Consider the following 18,730-nt stretch of genomic DNA (forward strand, 5'->3'; position numbering starts at 1 on the left):
GAAATGCGGGTGCGCCGGGGCGTAAATGAGAATCGTGCCTGCGCGGCCTGGCTTGCCGGATGACGCTTGCCGCCTGTCCAGATCATGTTTTTCGCATGCCTTGCGTTGTCCCTGCCGCGCCGCGTTATTGGGGTGATGTGAGGCGATATGGGCAGTTGGCCGATGATCCCGACATTGCATTTCGCCGCGATTGCGCCAAAGTTGAAAACCGCTTCGTTCAGGGTCGCATCCCGCAGGCGCGCAAACGGGCCGCGCACGAACCCGGATTACCGCCGCAGCCGCTATGTGCACCAGGGAATCCACGGAGATGTGCGCACGCTACGCGTATCGCGCGCGCACATGTGAGGACGGCTCCCGTTCAAACCGGGCGAACAAAAAAACGACCTTCGCCGCCTGCTCGTTCGGCATATCGTTGAAATTTTCAACTAATCCTCTATACTCGCCGCCAACCAGCCGAGGCTCAGTCACGGAGGCGTGCATTTGGATCCGGTATTCCTCACTTTCAGACTCGACCTCGCGAGCGCGTTGCTGACCGAGCAGGCCAATAACGTTTATCGCGAGCGATGGGATCTGGACGTGCGCGCCTTGCGCGTGCTGCGTCTCGTCTGCGCGGAGCCGGGCGTCACGCCGAAAGTCGTGTCGCGACGCGCGCTCGTCGAAAAAACCCTGCTTTCGAAGATCCTTGCGGATCTCGAAGCGCGCGGCCTGATCATTCGCGAGACGCATGCGCAGGATGGCCGTAGCGTCGCGCTGCGGGCATCGCGCGAGGGCGCGAAGGTCGCAAAGGAATCGGAGCGATTGGGCCGGGCGCTGGAAGCGGAACTCGCGGCAGCGCTCAGCGACCGGGAGCGCAATACGCTCGACCGTCTGCTGGCGAAACTCGCGACCAGTCTGATGGCACCCGCCGACAACGAGGCCCTGTGAACGTTCATACCGCCTATACCGTGCTCGACCTCGTCGGCACTTTCGCATTCGCAATCAGCGGCGCCGTTGCTGCCCGTCAAAAGCGGCTCGACCTGTTCGGCATCGCGACCGTCACGTTCATGGTCGCCTGCGGCGGCGGCATCGTCCGCGACATCTGCATCGGCGCCGTGCCGCCTGCCGGGTTGTCGAACTGGCGCTATCTCGCCGTGTCGCTGGCCGCGTCCGCGGTCACCATCGTCGCTTATGGTCCGGTGCGCCGCCTGCGTCACTCCGTGCTCTTCTTCGATGCGATCGGCCTCGGGCTCTTTGCCGTCACCGGCGCCGAAAAAGCGCTTTCGTATAGCCACAGCGCCGAACTCGCGATTCTGATGGGGATGGTGAGCGCAGTCGGCGGTGGCGTATTGCGCGACATGATGCTCTCGCGCGTGCCCGCCATTCTGGAGCGCGAGATTTACGCTTCGGCGGCGCTGCTCGGCGCGACGCTCGAAGTGGGGCTGACCGAGGCCGGATGGTCGTCGAACTGGACCGCCTGGATAGCAGTCATTGCCTGCGTGCTGCTGCGCCTCGCGTCACTCTATTTCGGCTGGCGTTTGCCGGTGTTTCATGCGCGCGAGGACGGCAGGCGCGGCGAGCGGTGACTGGCTCGTGCGCTTCATATAGCGTCGCGACCCGTCGCATCGCAGGTCGCGCAAGAAAGATGCGTGCGAAACCGTTTCGCTGCTACTCGTCAGGAACCTGGCGCGCCTTGTGTTGTGCCGCCAGTTTTTCCTGCTGGTTTGACGGCACCACATCGTAGTGGCTCAACTGGATGCTGTAGTTGCCGTGCCCGCCCGCCAGCGCATTCAGGCGCGACTGGTAGTCGTCGAGTTCGGCAAGCGGAACCTTGCCCGCAATCACCATCGCATTGCCGCCCAGCGCGCGCGTGCCATTGACTTGTCCGCGACGCGACGACAGGTCGCCGATGATGTCGCCCATCGCCGCTTCCGGCGTCATCACCTCGATGTCGACAATCGGTTCGAGCACGATCGGCTGCGCCTTGAGCACGGCATCGATAAACGCTTTGCGGCCCGCCGTGACGAACGCTACTTCCTTCGAATCGACCGGATGGCTCTTGCCGTCGAATACGGTTACGCGCACGTCCTGCATCGGAAAGCCTGCCAGCGGTCCGTTCTCGATGATCTGCAAAATGCCTTTTTCCACGGCGGGAATGAACTGCGAAGGAATCGCGCCGCCCTTGACGGCATCGACGAACTCGAACCCCGCGCCGCGCGGCAGCGGCTCCACGCGCAACATGACTTCGCCGAACTGTCCGGCGCCGCCCGTCTGCTTCTTGTGCCTGCAATGTCCCTCCGCTTTGCCGCCAATGGTCTCGCGCCACGCGATGGTCGGCGGCCTTGTCGTGACTTCCAGCTTGTATTGCTCGGTCAGCCGCTCGAGCATGTAGCGCAGATGCAGTTCGCCGAGTCCGCGCACGACTGTTTCGTTGGTGCCTGCCGGGTGTTCGATCAACAGGCAGGGATCTTCGGCGGCGAGCTTTTGCAGGATTTCCCACAGGCGCTGTTCGTTGCCGCGGCGCGCCGCCTCGATCGCCAGACCGTAGATCGGCGTGGGGAACTTGAGCGGCGTGAGGTGGATGTTGCCGTCTTCGGGCGCGTCGTGCAGCACGGCGTCAAAGCCGATGTCCTCGGCCTTCGATACCGCGCAGAGGTTGCCGGGGCCCGCGCGCTGGATCTCCGCATGCTCCTTTCCCTGCAACGTCAGCAGATGCGTGACCTTGAACGGCTGGCGGCCATCGCCGATATAGAGCTGGCTGTCCCGGACGACCGTGCCCTGATGGATGCGAAACACGGCCATTCTGCCGATATACGGATCCATCACGATCTTGAACACGTGCGCGAGCACGTGTTTATCGGCCACCGGTTCCGCATGCACGGGTTCTATTTTGCCGCCCGCCTCGCGATAGAAAAGCGGCGGATTCCCCTCAGTGACATTCGGCAGAAGGTTGACGAAAACGTCGAGCAATTGCGCAATGCCCGCGCCTGTCGCGGCGGAAGTGAAGCAGACCGGCACGAGGTGGCCCTCACGTAATGCGCGCTCGAAAGGCTCGTGCAGTTGCTCCGGGCGAATCGCTTCGCCTTGTTCCAGGTACAGCTCCATGAGCGCGGGGTCCAGTTCGATCACCTGATCGACGAGCGCGTTGTGCGCGGACTCCACGGAAAGAAAATCGGCGTCGCCTGCCGGGTTGAAGAAGCAGTCCACCACGTCTTGTCCGCCGTGCGCGGGCAGATTGATGGGCAGGCAGTTCTTGCCGAACATCTCCTGGATTTGCGCGAGCAGCCCGGGCAGGTCGACCTTTTCGCCGTCGATGCCGTTGACGACGATCATCCGGCATAGCTTGCGATCCTGCGCATACGACATCATCCGGCGCGTGGTCATTTCAATGCCGGTGCGCGCATTGATCACGATGGCGGCGGTTTCGACGGCGGGCAGCGCGCCGATCGATAACCCCGCGAAGTCGGGATAGCCCGGCGTGTCGACGAGATAAATGCACGTGTCGCGGTAATGCAGATGAGCGATGGAGGAACTGAGCGAATGGTGATACTTGCGTTCGAGGGGATCGAAATCGCACAGGGACGTGCCGCGATCCACACTGCCTGCTGCCCGTAACGTGCCGCCCTGGTACAGCAGCGCTTCCGCGAGCGATGTCTTGCCGCAGCCAGCGTGGCCGACGAGAGCGATGGTTCGGATGGCTTCGGGAGTGAAATCCATAATCGCCACCGTTGAGTGGATGTTCGGGAATTATTGGCGAAAATCGGCCGAGCCGCCAGATTCTGTCGAACACTATAACGCGCGCGGCCTGCTTTGTATCTTGCCGTTTGTTGACGAATCTACGTGCGAGTTGGCGCACGAATTTGTGTCTGCGTCTGTGTTTGCGCTTGCGTGCGAATTTGCGTACGAATTTGCGTTTGAAATGCTCCCGCACCGCACAAAAACTCAGGGGCTGGCGTTTTCGACGATGCGGCCTTCAGCGCGCCAGCGCAGCATTCCGCCCGCCAGATTGGCGACAGCCGGAAAACCGGCCTTGCGCAAGATCGTCGTTGCCTGTGCAGAGCGGCCTCCCGCGCGGCAGACGGTTACGACCGGGCGATCAAGCTGAATTTCTCCAGCACGTTGCGCAAGATCGCCCAGTGGAATCAGCGTCGCATGGGGAATGCGCCCCAGCGGACCTTCGTATTCGTCGGGCTCGCGGACATCGATGATCTGCACGGCCGTTAGCTGCTCTTCGAGCGACTGCGGACTGATTTCCCATATGCCTGCGAAGGTGTAGGTCAGCACGGCCCAATCGGGTTCCGCGATCTGGGTCGGGTCGCACGCCGCAGCGCCGCATTTCAGGTTCGCAGGCACGGCGACGGCAATCTGCTGTGGATGCGGCAGATTCAGATTGCACATAAAACCTGCGAAATCGTCCTCGCACAGATCGCCGCCAAGGCGCGGATTAAAGCGCTGCTCTTCGCCGACGCTCGTCACCGTCAATCCGCGGTAGTCGTGGCCAGGGAACAGCAGGGTGGACGCAGGCAGCGTGAACAGCTGTTTATGGATTGATCTGAACATCACGCGGGAATCGCCTTGCTGAAAGTCGGTCCGGCCGGTTCCCCTGATGAGCAGGCAATCGCCTGTGAAGGCCATGCTTTCGCTATCGAGCACGAGACTGATGCAGCCGCGCGTATGGCCCGGCGTCGCGCGCACGGCGAGGTGGCGTGCGCCGAAATGGCAGCGATCGCCATGGTCGAGGTAGCGGTCGGCGCCTTGCGCGCCGCTCGCGGCGGAAATGGCGATCTGGCTGCCCGTAAGCCGCTTGAGCAACCACGCGCCCGTGACGTGATCGGCGTGAACGTGCGTATCGATCGTGTAGAGCAGGTGCACGCCAAGTTCCTCGATCAGGGCGGCGTCGCGTCGCGCCTGCTCGAACACCGGGTCGATCAGCACCGCCTCGGCCGATTCGCTGTCGCCAAGCAGATAGGTATACGTGGACGACTGCGGGTCGATCAACTGTCGAAAAATCAGCATGATCCCACTTCCTCGCTGCGGCACGCGGGCCGGTTATGAACACGCGCGGCCAGAAGGCCGCGCGTTCGATGCCAGGTGAGGCGAACCAGATTCGGGAAATGCGGTGAAAGCCGTGCGACCGTCCCGTTGATGTCTGTCAAAGCCGGGCCGAACGCACGGCGGCCGCACGGGGAGCGTACTCCCTAACGGCGAAATTGTCGCCCAGGGTCTGCAGTATTCGCGAGGTGAACGTTACCCGATACGGATGGGAGGCAATAGGAGGTGATTGGAGGCGGACGCCGGGGCTGCCTTCGCTAGTGCCGGTACAGATCGTCCATTTTATTGGCCGAAGCAGCGCGCCTGACGAAGCTATATCGGATTAACGTGGCTCGTAAGGAATGCTTGCGAATATGTCTTGTGTATCGTGTTGGCCGTACGTAGCCGTTCGCGCCCGGCCGTGTACTGCGCGGGTTGCTCGCGAGAACCGGTGCTTTCGGCGCGGATGGTGCCGCGCTTGTGCCATTCATCGCCTGTTGCAGGAGCGCGAGCGTTTCCGGGGTTTCCCCGCGCAATGCCATGACGCGGGTCGTGGCGTCGAATACGCAATCCCATTGTCCGGCCGACGCACATTGATGTGCTTGTGCAAGCATGTGATCTGTCGACCTGGCGGCTGTGGTGGGTGAAGTGATGGTTGTAGCGGCCAGCCCGGTTGAACTGTCCGCAGCACTCGCGGCAAAAGCCTGCACGGCACTACTCGTGTTGCTGCTCAAATGGTTTCCGACGTCGAATTCCGCGTCGGCTGCCAGGACGAGCAAATAGAACGTCACAGTCAGCGCCACGCTCAAACCGGAGCCCCACGTCAGCGACGCAGGTGTCTTGACCTGCACGGATTGCCCCTTACTGTGTCGGGCGATATCCGTGGGACGATGTCGAAATCGATGGAGAATCGTCATCGCGCGAACTTCCCTGTATCCGTGGGCGTCACGCCGTGAAAAAAAGCAGCCTGTGGAGCGTCGGCGTGACGCCGTGAACCACGCAATCGCCGTACCTGGCTGGCGCTTACCACTTGATTTGCGCGTTCATATTGCCGGTCTGAACGATTTCGAATTTCATTTCGCCGCGGTACGTGCCTTCAACCCGGTAGTCGGCTTCCGGGACCGAGAAGAGACAGTACGGTCCAGCCGCGACGAAATCCATCAGCACGCGGCCATGCCGTCGCACCTTGACGGAGACTTCGTTGAGCGGCGCGCCGGTCGACGCCGAGACGAACGATACGCCGAGGTTGAACGGGTGTTGAGGGTCCGGTGAAGTGACGTGCGTATCGAGCCCGCGGCTGCCGCACACGTAATAAAGCATCTCCTGGGGCGACGCCGGATTTGCGGGTGGCCGCGACGGCGCCTGCGGCGCGGCGGTCTGCAAGTTTTGCGCTGCGGCGGGCATAGCGGGTGTTGTGATTGGCGTCGGCGTGGTCGATGGTCTTGCGATTTGTGCATGGGCAGGTAGTGCGCAAGTCCCGGCGATCAGCAGCATGCCTGTGACCATACACAGACCTCGTTCGCTCAAGGTCCCCATGATCTTCTCCCTCGCTGGTTTGCAACAAGCATAGGAATCGCGATGATGAAATGCAACCTTCAACAAACAGCCGACGAATGGACACCTCGGGGACGGGTTCGATGTAACAAAGTGATACGCAGGTTAAATTCCGATATCACCGCATGGATAAATTTATTGCGTGTCTAGAATGATGTATCGGCAAGTAAGCAGGAGTGCTCGGTTCATCCGATGGTGCGGGTGACGCCGCCGCTCGATATTGACGACGAGCGGTACATGTCGTCGCCTGCTGTCGCAGGCGGACACGCAGCCCGTGCGCGATATCTGATCTGCCTCGACTCGAAATCGTGAGCGTTCATCTCGTGTTCCTCTCGTAAACGAGCGCCGATTTCATATGATTTGCACATCGCTCGCGTGATGGGCCGCGCTTGTAAAGCACTGAGCGCGCCTTGAATTTTTGTCCGCTGGCATGGCAACGCCTTCGCGTTCGAGGGCGCGTCCCTTTTGTCGGGAACGCCAGGAAACAGAAAACCGTTTTATTGGATTCGCAAGCATTTCACGTAGTGGTTCATTTATTTGGTTGCTTACTGTTGTTGAAAAAACAGGAGGATTCGTCTGCCATTTCCGGCATGGCGCTTGCGCCGGACGCGTTCACACCCGAATCAACGTTAGGCGGGCAGGGGCATACGAAAATGAACAAGAGAAAGCGTTTGTATATATCGCCTCGCAGACGTCCACTCGGCGCATGCGCGCCTGCGGCCGTGCTGCTTTTGTCCGCCTATGCGGCGCTCGAAAGCAACGACACCGTCGCGCGGGAAGAGGATGTTGCGAAGCCTGTCATTTTCGTTGTTGCCGTGGTCGACCAGCCTGCGGATGAAACGCCGGTTTCTCGCCCCGTTATGACGAGTGACATCGGCGCGACGATCTATGCGGTGGATACGGCGACGGCAACGCCGCCCCCGGTACCCACGACATCCGGGAAGCCCGCGCCACTTGAATTGGCCCAGAACACGCAACCCATGGCGGAACCCACGGCCGGAACCACGCCAGCGAATCCGCCGCCGGATAGCAGCTCCACGCCAGGCAGGCCGCCTATGGCCGCGCCTGGACAGACCGCGCCGGCGCAGACTGCCGAGCAGCCCAATGACACGCTTCGACGCGAAGTGTTCGGACTCGCGACGAGTGGCGGCGCAATTCGCGCGCTTGACGAGGCGAAGGCGCGGCCCGATGTGTTTACGCCTGTCGATATCGCACAGATCGAGGAGCTCAGCATACGGCAGGAGGTGCGCGGCGGTCGCGACAAGGTGCGTGCGATGTCGAGCCACGATCGCTTCGACGCACTCGATTCCGCGATCCATTCGGCACACGACTTTGATGCGCGGTTGCCGAAAACGCCGGAGTATGCGCAAGTGCGAGCTTCGCTTGCGGGTGACCTGACGGTTGCCTACGCCGCGCGAGGCAGGATGAAGGACGCGGTTGCAGCGTTCGAATCGATTCCGCCGCAGTCCGGTATTTCAGTCGAAGCGCTCGCGGCCGTGGGCGAAGCGTATAGCTACCTCCAGGAACCCGGCAAGTCGGAACAGGTTTATCGCCGCGCCATCGAGCAGGAGACATCGTCGACCACCGATGAAGCGACACGCGGATTCCAGTACGGCACGCACACGCGCCCCATCGATCTGCGCGAGGGCCTCTTCTACGCGCTCACCGACCAGGACAAGTACACGCAGGCGAGGCAGGTGCTCGAAGACATACGCGCCGCGCTGCCGCCAGCCGATCAGGTGCACCCGTGGGATCTCGCGAACGATGACTACATGCGCTATTACCGGCTGTACGCGCAGTACCAGATCTACATCGGACAGACGAGCGCCGGCATGGCGGGACTCGATCGGCTGAAGGCGCAGGTGCCGTTCAGCGCGGAAGTGCGCAACGCTCAGGCCGACGCAACGCTTGGCGCGTCCAGTACGCGCCGCGCGCGCGACATGTACAGCGCAACCTTGACCGATCACCCGGAAAACCTCGAGGCGCTCGCAGGTCTCGGGCGCACATCGCTCATGCTCGACGACTATGCGAATGCGCGTCTCATCAACGATGCATTCAACGATACGTTCCCCGAGAACGGTTCCGTGCGTAGCTTCAAGCGCGACTATGCGGCCTACCGTGCGCCGGTGCTATCGGTCGAATTCAACGGCGAGCATGGCAACTCCACGGTGGCGGACAACTCGTACAGTATCGATACGACGCTGTATTCGCCGCCGATCTACGACAACTGGCGTGTATTCGCACACAACTTTTTCGGCCATGCGAATACGGATATCGGCAACGTGAGCCGCACGCGGACCGGCGTCGGCGGCGATTTCCGCAAGGGACCGCTTACCGTGACGGCCGAGGCTACCCGCTCGATTGGTCCGGATGCGCGCACCGGCGGCAACGGCAGTGTCGCGTATACCTTCAACGACTACGTGTCGGCGAACGTCTCGGTCGACAGCGACGTCAATACGCTGCCGTGGAAGGCCTATGTCCAGCACATCTGGGGGAAGAATGCCCAGATTGCCCTCAATTTCACCGACACGGATCGTCGCTCGGCGGAGCTGGCTTATTCAGCCACGCGCTTCAGCGATTCGAACTTCAACCAGGAAATTTCGGGTAGCGCCACACAGCGCGTATTTACCGCGGCAAACCAGTTGGTGAATCTCTCGCTGAACCTGAACACCAGCAGCAACACACGCGCCAATACGGCGTATTTCGCGCCTGCGCGCGACTACACGGCGGAACTCGTCGCCATGCATCAATGGGCAATCTGGCGCGCAGGCGAAAAGTCGTTGGTGCAGCGCATCTATCTGAGTGCGGGCGCGTACAACGAACGCGGTTTCGGCACGAGTGCCGAGGGCGGCGTGCGTCTCGAACACGCGTGGACGTTCAGTCACGACATCAGGTTCACGTATGGCATCGGCGGGCTTAGCCACGCGTACGACGGTACACGCGAAACGTCGGGCATTGCCTACGCCACGCTCACGGTTCCATTCTGACGACGGCGGCTCGCAAGGAGGCCGGCAATGCATTCTCGTAGACGTTTTATCTGTGGCTGTCTCGGCGCGATGGCGGGTTGCACGATGTTTTCATCGCTCGTGCCAGCGAAGCTGATCGACATTCTGCCGCCGGCCGATCCTGCCGACGGCAAGACATTTCGTGTGATCTGCTTTCACGATGTCCGCGACCATCTGCGAGCCGAATTCAATACGAACAACGTAATCGACCCGTATGCGATCGATACGGGTACGCTGACATCGATTTTTTCCTGGCTTGAAACCAATGGCTATCACGCGATCACCTTCGCTGCCATCGCGGCTTCACGCAACGGCGGAAAACCACTGCCGCCGCGCTCGGTGTTGATCACCTTCGACGACGGCTTCATGAGTCATTACACCAAGGTGCTGCCGCTGCTCAAGCGCTTCAACTATCCGGCCGTGATGGGCATCGTGACGTCATGGATCGATACGCCGGCGGACACCGGCATTCGCCTCTCGGACACGCTGGTGGTGCCGCGCAATACATTCATGTCGTGGAACGAAGTGCGCGAAGTGGCACGCTCCGGCCTCGTCGAACTGGCGTCGCACACGCACGACATGCACCATGGCGCGGTCGCCAATCCGCAGGGCAACGAGCTGCCGGCAGCGACCTCGCACCTGTATCTGAAGGATGAGTCGCGCTACGAAACGGATGCGGAATTCGAATCGCGCGTGCGTGGCGACCTCGGCACGAGCATCCAGCAACTCAAGGCGCAGACGGGCTTGGGCGTTCGCGCGATGGTGTGGCCATACGGCGCGGAAAATCTTCCGGTGCGCCGCATCTCGTCGAAGCTCGGCATGCCGGTGCAGTTCACGCTCGAATCCGGGCCGAATACGAGCGACGTGCCGCTCGACCGGTTGCGCCGCATCCTCATCATGTACGACATCGACGTTGGCGGCTTCGAGCGTTCGATGCGCGAGCCTGCGGAGAACCGCGGCGAAGTCAATCCGGTGGAGCGCGTCGTGGTGGTTTCGCTGGACGATGTCTACGATCCGTCGCCGGACGTGCAGGAAAAGAAGCTCGGCCAACTGATCGAACGTATCTACCGCCTGAAACCGAGCTCGGTGTACCTGCAGGCATTTTCGGATCCCAACAGATCGGGTTTTGCGCAGGCACTGTACTTTCCGAACCGGCATTTGCCGGTTCGCTCGGATCTTTTCTGCCGTGCTGCATGGCAACTGAATACGCGTGCGGATGTTGCGGTGTATGCGTGGATGCCGACACTCGCGTTTGCCGTGCCCGCTCAACTCGAAGGCCGCCTCGAATTCGTGAGGCCTGCTGCGGGCAGCAAGCTCCCGCCCGGTGCATCGGCGGTGCGGCGGCTCAGTCCGTTCGATCCGGGTGTACGCGCGTATGTGCGCGACCTTTATGAAGACCTCGGCAAATATTCGGCGATCACGGGCCTGCTGTTTGGCGAAGACGCGATGCTGACCGATTTCGAGGACGACAGCCATCAGGGCCACCAGATGCTGGCGAGCTGGAACCTGCCGCGCGACATCGGCCAGATTCGCGCGACTCCCGATTTGATGAAACGGTGGGGGGATCTGAAAACGCGGCATCTGCTCGATTTCACGAAGGAACTCGAGCAGATCGTGCTCAACAGCCAGAACAGTGCGGACGTGCTGAGCGTGCGCACGATTTTTCCGGATGTGCTGACCGATCCGGACGCTGGACAACGTTACGCGCAGAACTACCCGGCATTCGTGAATGCGTACAACTTCGTCGGCCTGCTTGCCATGCCGTCGCGGCAGGGCATTTCATCGGTGGACAGCTGGCTCGATTCTCTGTCGCGGACGGTGCGCACGGTGCCGGATGGACCGCGGCGAACCGTCTTCCTGCTCGAAGCCACCGATTCCCGAACGGGCGACAGTGTGCCGCCGAAACACCTGACCGATCAGATGCGCCATCTGCGGCAGTCCGGCATGGTGAGTTACGGGTACTACCCCGACAACTTCGCGCACGATTTGCCGACCGTGGCCGCGCTGGCCGACGTCATGTCGATGCGCGCACGGCTCGATCCTACCTCGATCAGTGCGCTGCTCAAGGGCAACAGCGAAAGGATGCGACCGCAATGATGCACATCGTCATCGACAAGCTGCAGGACTTTATCTTTTTCTATCCGTTCTTCATGTCGTACTTGTGGATGATCGGTGGAATTGTCCATTTCTTCGCGCTGGAACACGGACGGACCCGCTCGTCGCTCGCCATCGTGAAGGCCGGGACGCCGAAGGTCGCGATCATCGTGCCCTGCTACAACGAAGAAATGAATGCGCGCCGTGTGCTGGGTCATCTGGCGAGGCTCGAATATCCGAACTACGAGATCATCGCCGTCAACGACGGCAGCCGCGATCACACCGGCGAGATCCTGAATCAGCTGGTGGTCGAAATACCGGGTCTTACCGTGATCCACCACGCGAAGAACGAAGGCAAGGCGATCGGGCTCACGACGGCAGCCGCCGTGACCAATGCGCCGTACCTCATGTGCATCGATGGCGATTCGCTGCTTGGCGAGGACGCGATCGAATGGATGCTCGAGCACCTGATTTCCGATCCGAACGTGGGTGCGGTGACGGGCAATCCGCGTATTCGCACACGCACGTCGCTGCTTGGGCGGATGCAGGTTGGCGAATTCTCGTCGATCGTCGGGCTGATCAAGCGCACGCAGCAGGTATATGGGCGCATCTTCACCGTCTCCGGCGTGATCACGATGTTCCGCAAGAGCGCGCTCGCGGATGTCGGCTTCTGGAGCGCCGACATGCTTACCGAAGATATCGACATCAGCTGGAAGCTCCAGTGCAACGACTGGCGCGTTGCATACGAGCCGCATGCGCTGAGCTGGATCCTGATGCCCGAGACGCTCAAAGGTCTGTATCGCCAGCGCCTGCGCTGGGCCAAGGGCGGCATTCAGGTGTTGTTCAAGTACGCGCGGCCGCTGCTGTTTACGCCCCGGATCATGATGTGGCCGCTCTTCGTCGAGTACGCGCTCGGCATTGCCTGGGCGTATTCGATGGCGTTCATCTTGCTGCTTGCGCTCGTCGATGCGTTTTATACCGTGCCGCCCGACTGGAACGTTTCGTTGCTGCCGCACTGGCATGGAATGCTGCTGGTGGCGACCTGTGTGCTGCAGATCGTTATTGGCTGCCTGATCGACCGCCGCTACGACGAAAAACTGCTGCTTTATCTTCTCGACACCGTCTGGTATCCGCTCGCGTTCTGGTTGATCAACATGGTCACGACTGTCGTTGCACTGCCGTCCATCGTATTCGGGCGGCGGGGCAAGCGGGCCGTCTGGACCAGCCCTGATAGAGGTATCCAGCATGAACAACAAGCCCGTCATTGATCTCTCCTTGCGCCATCCGCAACTGATCATCAAGGACAAAGGCATCGCGCACGGCCTGCTGCTCGTCCTGTGGTTCCGGTTGCTCCGTCCTGCCTGCGTCGGTTCGATGTGGGCGGGGATCACCATCTACGCTTACCGCTATCTGCTGCCGTTCGCACAGGGCGATCTCTCCATTCCGGAACTGCTTTCCTATATCGCCGCCATCAGTGCAATAGCGTCGGCGCTCACGACATGGCTGATTCTCGCGCGCGTGGCTCACCCGTTCGCATCGAAATCGCGCACCCAGCGGCTGCTTCGGCGCAAGGCCGGTCTAACGGTCGAGCCTGGACCGATTGTCGGGCCGACGCGGCGCGACTGGCGTACGGTGCCTCGGGTGTTTATCGCTTCACATGACGCGAATGGCTTGATTGCCGCGCTGCGTGCGCAGTCCGACGCGCAGTCCGACGCGCAGCCCGCCGGAATGGACACCAGAACGGGCACCGAAAGGACTGCCGAGTCGCGCAAGACCGCGCGGCTCGGATACGGCCAGACGCCGCCGACGCAGTATTCGCTGCAACAATTGATGGACAGACCGTCACACCATGCGCCGGTGAGCGGCTTGCGTGGACGCAGACGGCACTGATGTCGTTCATGTGCTGCCAATGGACCGTGCATCCGAAACTTCGCAACGCAACCGCCGACGCAGACCGCCAGCGCTCGTCGCGCTGTCTGTGCTGGTGGTTGTGCTATTGGCCGCGACAGGCATGTTCTCGCCGCGCGGCCGCGGCGCGCAAATCGAGGTCGTCAGTGAACGACACGCGCAGGCGGGGTCGATCGTCGCACTGCCTGCGCCCGGCGTCGGCGACGAGCGGCGCTTCATGCATGGCATCGGCTGGGCACATCGCGCGGGAGATAAAGACTGGGTCTTCTTCAGCAGTTCCGGGCTGCCGCCGCGCGGCGCAAATTCGAACGGCAACTGGCCGCATGACGTCTACGTGGGCGAATGGTCGCCGCAGCGCACGCGTCTTGCGAATGTGCGTATTTTTATCTCCCGTCCCGAAGCGCAGGAGCCGGTGTCCGTTGCGCAGAACGCGTCGGGCAACATCTTCGTCAGCTTCGAAGACGGCTGGAATGCGCCGCGCACGGTGAGCCAGCGGTATGGCGTCTATGGCGCCAACCTCGCGCCCATCAAGCCCTATCCGAACGATGTCGAATCCGGCGGCCACTCGGGCCACGTGGCCGCCGTGGGCGAGCAGTTTGTCGTGTTCTATTCGCAAGACTGGGTGGATGGCGGCGGCGTCGACAATCTCGGTACGGGTGGCGGGGTGTACGTGAAGGTCTACAACGGCCGTGGTGTCCTTCTAAGGCATGTCGACGTAGCCGCGCATGTGCGCGAGTGGTGGCCCATGATCGCAGGCTCGCCGACGCGCGCGCTGCTCGTGTGGCAGAGGTACATACCAGGCGAAATCGTTGCGCAGCTCGAATATGCGGTGCTCGATCCCGCGACAGGCAAACTGGTGCGGCCGGAGGGCGGATCCGGTGGAGCGCGCGTGCAGTACTACACCTATGCCGCCGCGTGGGTGCCCGCAGTGGAACGCTTCGTGATCGAAGCCACGCTCGACAATGGACGCTCATCGGTACTGCTGATCGATGAGGAGGGGCATGTGACGGCTAAACTCGATTGCCTGCCGGCATCGGTTCGTGAAGCGAGCATCGCGGTGAACGGCAACACAGCTTACGTGCCCACGCGCGATGGACGGCTAATGGCGCTCGCTCTCACAGGGAAGACGATCGAATTGCACGGCCTGCTACGTGCGCCATTCGCGTGGGGCAACACGGGTGCAATCGGCATTCCGCACGGCGCCGGATCGGTTCATTTCGTATCGCTATCGCCAACAGGCCTGCGCGAGGCGGACTTCAACGAGCGCAATGCAATGGCGCCATCGGCATCGGATCAATGTGGCATAAAAAACGCACCAGAATAGGACAAACAATCGACGGATAAAAAGTTGCAGCGGTTCTGTGCACCATCTGGAGGCACCGGGAGATGACCGTGATGGACGCGCATTGAATCGCATTTTTCGCGGCCATGGCTTGTTTGCGCTACATCATGAAAGCGCACAAAGCGCCGTATGGGCATTCAAAAGTTTCAACCGAATGCGTAATAATCCCGCTCCGCGTTAATGCCCTCCCCGAGAGGGTTGGATTTAGCCCGCACCTGTGCGGGTTTTTTTTGTTCCGGCGAAAATCGCGCTGTGCGTGCTCCATTGCGAGTCCGCGACCGGCACTCGGGAAATTGCCGTACAAACCAGGCGACGGGTTGCGGTTACAGGTATGCTGCGAGGCAGGCTTGCGCGCGCTGGCCGCGGGTTTGTGAGTCACCTTGTTCGCGAGGCAACGACCGGATATGGCGAAGTCGAGAATGAAAGCATTCGTTATCCGATGGACCCGGCGTGTGGGATTCATCGTGCTGCTGGCGCTCGTAACCATTGCCGGTGTGCGGATGTACGACGCGCAGCGCAAGCCGCCTTTGGGTCCGTGGCACACCTATGTCCCGGAAGAAATGCATGCGCACGCGCTCGATCAGGCTACGTGGGACGATTACATCGCCCGCGAGAACCGCCTTTTCGACTCGGTCAGGAGGCATGTCACCGATCAATTGACGTCGGACGAACGCGTGGCCGCCAATCGCTATTTCGACGGCAGCCCGGTCTACCCGGGGCATTTCCGGACCGACTGGAATCGCTCATACACGCTCGTCCCGGAGGGCACGCCGCGCGGCGTGGCCGTAATGCTGCATGGCTTGACCGATTCGCCGTACAGCTTGCGCCACATCGCGCAGCGCTATCAGCGTGACGGGTTTGTCGTCATAGCTATCCGTCTGCCGGGGCACGGCACCGTTCCGTCCAGTCTCGCCGATGTGACAGCCGACGACTGGGAGGCCGCCACGCGGCTCGCCGTGCGCGAAGCGCGCCGCCGCGTGCCCGCGCCCGCACCGCTGCATATCGTGGGGTTTTCCAACGGCGGTGCGCTCGCGCTTGAATATTCGCTCGAAGCCGTGCAAGACTCGCGTCTTCCGCAGGCGGATCACCTCATTCTGCTTTCGCCGATGATCGGCATTACGCGATTCGCGCGTTTTGCCGGTTTTGCTGCATTGCCATCGGTATTGCCGTCTTTTGAAAAGGCGGCGTGGCTCGATGTCGTTCCCGAATTCAACCCGTTCAAGTACAACTCGTTTCCGGTGAACGGCGCGCGCCAGTCGTGGCGGGTGACACAGCTCGTGCAGCAGGAAGTGGGGCAGGCCGCACGGCGCAGGCAACTCGCATCGCTGCCTCCCGTGCTGACCTTTCAGTCGGTGCTCGATTTCACGGTGAGCACGAGCGCAATTATCAGCTCGTTGTATGCACAATTACCGGACAACGGCAGCGAGCTTGTTCTCTTCGACATCAATCGCACGACGCAATTGAGCCCGCTCGTGCGTGCATCGATGCGCGATGCACTGCGCCGCCTCACGCCCGCGCCGCCGTTGCACTACCGCTTTACGGTTCTCGCCAACGCTTCGTCCACGTCGCCGCTGGTCGTCGAGAAAACGACGCCGGCTGAGTCGACAGCTGCGGAAGTCAAGTCAACCGGTCTCGATTATCCGGCCGATGTCTATTCGCTCTCGCATGTGGCGCTTCCGTTTCCGGAAAGCGATGCGCTTTACGGCCGCACGCCCAATCCTGGCGACGATTTCGGCGTGCATCTCGGCGCACAATCGATTCGCGGCGAGACGGGCGGGCTCATCGTAGGCGCGGGTCTCTTGACGCGCCTGTCGTGGAACCCGTTTTATCCGTATGTGGTGACGCGCATCGATCAATTGGCTGGCGCGGCGCCTTGATCGTTGCGAAGCACGATTAATCGGCGCACGCGGTTGAATGACGCTTCAGGCGTCGATTACCCGAGCGGCTGACACGAACTGCGCGTCGCCGGACTCCGGTTCAGTGCCAGCGATGCGGCGAGCCTCGCCAGCCCGGGTACGGAGCGTGCCGTGGGCCAACGAAACGGGGATGCGGGTGCCACCTCGGATCGAAGCGGCTATACATGACCGGAGGGGGCCAGTAGTGCACAGGACGCGCGACGATCACCGGCGGAGGCGGCGCGTAAAAGACGCCAGGAAATCCAATGCCCAGATGTACGTTGACGCGGGCCTGAGCAGCCTGCATGGCGGCCAGCATCACGAGAGCAGGGATGAAACCTGACCTGAGCAGGCGGTGCTTCATCATTGTGACTCCCCTCCATTGAGCGACGCCGTGTTCGCGATTGCGCTGATTGCGCCGATTGCGCTGCGCATTTGCGGGGGGTTATTTCGCGTGGGACTCCGCTGGCCGGAATGCATCGTCCGCGATTTTCTATTACTTGCCGGACACAGGGTGGAAAAGCCGGTGGTTCAGCAGGATGGGCGTGATGGCCGGCTACGAGCATGAGTCGAACGGCATGGGCGGTGCGGGATCGCGCGGTATCGACTTTGTATTCGTGACGCCGATCTGGGATTTCGGTGATGTGAACTCGTACCATCTGACCGTGGCACCGAAAGCCTACTGGTACGAGCACATCGCGAATGAGAATGCGAATATCAGGGACTATCGCGGCTATGTCAACTTGCTGGTGAAATATGGCAGCCCGGACGGCTGGCAGCTTGCGGCAACCTTCAGAAAGGGCATCAAATCGCACTACGGCAGCGTCGATACCCAATTGACTTACCCGTTGTCCAAAATATTCAGCAGCGCATCGGGCGCGTATCTGTGGATCGGTTACTTCAACGGGTATGGCGAAGATATTCTCGATTACAACCAGCACCGCTGGGTTGCGCGCATGGGTGTCGCCGTGTCACGCTAGGCGCTTGCAGTGCAGGGCGCCGGATCACGCCGGATAACACTGGATAACAAGCGCGCTCCATGGCATGGTTGTGATCCCCACCATCGCCGCTGTTGTGTTGCTGCGTGCGGCGTGAATACATACCGGCTACCCGGTGCGCGTGGTATGCCCGAGGTGTTCGTGACCCATGCAACTTCTGACTGAAGAATACGCTTGCGGACGGTATTTTCAACCGCGTGCGAGCCTCGACGCGCGAGTGCTACCAGTGGAATACGAGCGAGTAACTGTTTCTGCAACGCATAGGCGGGAGCGGACTTTAAAAGCGTAAATTAAGCCACGCTGCAAAGCGGCGTCGGCTTGAACGAATTATCTGGCTTCTTTCTCATGTAGCCACGGCGCATAACTTAAGCCGACCAGTACGCCTTCGGGGCTCATGAACCTTGCGGATGTTTGTCCCCACGGCTCGGTTCTTACCTCATGAATAAAAACCTGGCCCTTTGATTTCATTTCCTGAACCGCTGACTCCACTGCGGCAACATCCTCGAGTTCAAACTCAATAGTTGCTGTTGGCACCGGTATATGAGCAGGCCACTCATTCTGTCCAAAGCAGGACTGCGCAGCCATTTTCAGAGGCCATATGCCGAAGTGATTGGATCCAGCAAACTTGTCCATGTAGAGATAGCTGTCCTGTCTCTCGAATGGCAAGCCTAGCGCGTCCTGATACAACGATGCACTTGCATCGGGCTGCTTCGTTATTACCGCAAATCCAGCGATGCATTTGATTTTCATCGAAGCTCCCGTGCTCCTGTGACGAGGCCAAACTTCAAACTCAAGCTTTGCAATCATGGCAAGCATTACAGCTTGCGCACCGAGGACGCTGACGTTTACTGATGGTATATCCGATTTCAGAAATTGAAACGCCCGATGGACACGCGAACTGCCGGGATCAAGGTTAGCGGCCAGGGC

14 protein-coding genes are annotated in these 18,730 nt (G+C 61.0%); 9 read left to right on the forward strand and 5 right to left on the reverse strand.

Annotation, left to right across the window (positions count from 1 at the left end):
• The first annotated feature begins 480 nt into the window (after window positions 1-480).
• Together EPN59_RS05290 and EPN59_RS05295 are read left to right on the forward strand one after the other, a co-directional pair.
• Entirely contained in the window at window positions 481-924 is a 444-nt protein-coding gene (locus tag EPN59_RS05290; protein WP_293041257.1) for a MarR family transcriptional regulator, read from the forward strand.
• The gene (locus EPN59_RS05295) at window positions 921-1,562 is read left to right on the forward strand and encodes a trimeric intracellular cation channel family protein (protein WP_293041255.1); all 642 of its coding nucleotides are present in this window, start codon (window positions 921-923) and stop codon (window positions 1,560-1,562) included. Before EPN59_RS05290 ends, EPN59_RS05295 begins: the two co-directional genes overlap by 4 nt.
• Window positions 1,563-1,644: 82 nt before the next feature.
• Here the strand turns inward: EPN59_RS05295 and fusA are convergent, their stop codons facing one another.
• The 4 genes from fusA to EPN59_RS05315 form a co-directional block, all read right to left on the reverse strand.
• Window positions 1,645-3,693, reverse strand: a complete 2,049-nt coding sequence (gene fusA / locus EPN59_RS05300; protein ID WP_293041254.1) for an elongation factor G — start codon at window positions 3,691-3,693, stop codon at window positions 1,645-1,647.
• A 225-nt stretch (window positions 3,694-3,918) separates the two neighbouring features.
• Window positions 3,919-4,989: an MBL fold metallo-hydrolase gene (locus EPN59_RS05305; protein WP_293045651.1), complete on the reverse strand. Its 1,071-nt coding sequence runs from the start codon at window positions 4,987-4,989 to the stop codon at window positions 3,919-3,921.
• A 296-nt stretch (window positions 4,990-5,285) separates the two neighbouring features.
• Window positions 5,286-5,924 (reverse strand): hypothetical protein, encoded by a 639-nt coding sequence (locus EPN59_RS05310; protein ID WP_293041253.1) that lies wholly within the window; start codon window positions 5,922-5,924, stop codon window positions 5,286-5,288.
• Window positions 5,925-6,030: 106 nt separating this feature from the next.
• Window positions 6,031-6,390: a hypothetical protein gene (locus EPN59_RS05315; RefSeq protein WP_293041252.1), complete on the reverse strand. Its 360-nt coding sequence runs from the start codon at window positions 6,388-6,390 to the stop codon at window positions 6,031-6,033.
• Window positions 6,391-7,616: 1,226 nt separating this feature from the next.
• On the opposite strand from EPN59_RS05315, the gene EPN59_RS05320 reads away from it, so the two are divergent.
• The 7 genes from EPN59_RS05320 to EPN59_RS05350 all read left to right on the forward strand — a co-directional run bounded on the left by EPN59_RS05320 (window position 7,617) and on the right by EPN59_RS05350 (window position 17,785).
• Window positions 7,617-9,548 carry a poly-beta-1,6 N-acetyl-D-glucosamine export porin PgaA gene (locus EPN59_RS05320; RefSeq protein WP_293045645.1) on the forward strand — a complete coding sequence of 644 codons (1,932 nt, stop codon included), beginning with the start codon at window positions 7,617-7,619 and terminating at the stop codon, window positions 9,546-9,548.
• Between the two features lie 27 nt (window positions 9,549-9,575).
• The gene (pgaB, locus tag EPN59_RS05325) at window positions 9,576-11,663 is read left to right on the forward strand and encodes a poly-beta-1,6-N-acetyl-D-glucosamine N-deacetylase PgaB (protein ID WP_293041250.1); all 2,088 of its coding nucleotides are present in this window, start codon (window positions 9,576-9,578) and stop codon (window positions 11,661-11,663) included.
• Entirely contained in the window at window positions 11,660-12,928 is a 1,269-nt protein-coding gene (pgaC, locus tag EPN59_RS05330) for a poly-beta-1,6-N-acetyl-D-glucosamine synthase (RefSeq protein ID WP_293041249.1), read from the forward strand. Before pgaB ends, pgaC begins: the two co-directional genes overlap by 4 nt.
• Entirely contained in the window at window positions 12,906-13,550 is a 645-nt protein-coding gene (locus EPN59_RS05335) for a hypothetical protein (RefSeq protein WP_293041248.1), read from the forward strand. Before pgaC ends, EPN59_RS05335 begins: the two co-directional genes overlap by 23 nt.
• Before the next feature lie 121 nt (window positions 13,551-13,671).
• On the forward strand, window positions 13,672-14,892 hold the full coding sequence (locus tag EPN59_RS05340) for a hypothetical protein (RefSeq protein WP_293041247.1): 1,221 nt from the start codon (window positions 13,672-13,674) through the stop codon (window positions 14,890-14,892).
• Between the two features lie 437 nt (window positions 14,893-15,329).
• Window positions 15,330-16,787, forward strand: coding sequence for an alpha/beta fold hydrolase (locus EPN59_RS05345; RefSeq protein WP_293041245.1), 1,458 nt, complete (start codon window positions 15,330-15,332; stop codon window positions 16,785-16,787).
• Window positions 16,788-17,305: 518 nt separating this feature from the next.
• Complete coding sequence (locus EPN59_RS05350) at window positions 17,306-17,785, forward strand: phospholipase A (protein ID WP_363928544.1); 480 nt, start codon at window positions 17,306-17,308, stop codon at window positions 17,783-17,785.
• 345 nt (window positions 17,786-18,130) lie between these two features.
• Here the strand turns inward: EPN59_RS05350 and EPN59_RS05355 are convergent.
• Window positions 18,131-18,730, reverse strand: a 600-nt coding sequence (locus EPN59_RS05355) for a VOC family protein (RefSeq protein WP_293041244.1), incomplete at its 5' end; no start/stop codon positions are given.

Source organism: Paraburkholderia sp. (assembly GCF_004298475.1).
Classification (GTDB): Bacteria; Pseudomonadota; Gammaproteobacteria; order Burkholderiales; family Burkholderiaceae; genus Paraburkholderia; species Paraburkholderia denitrificans.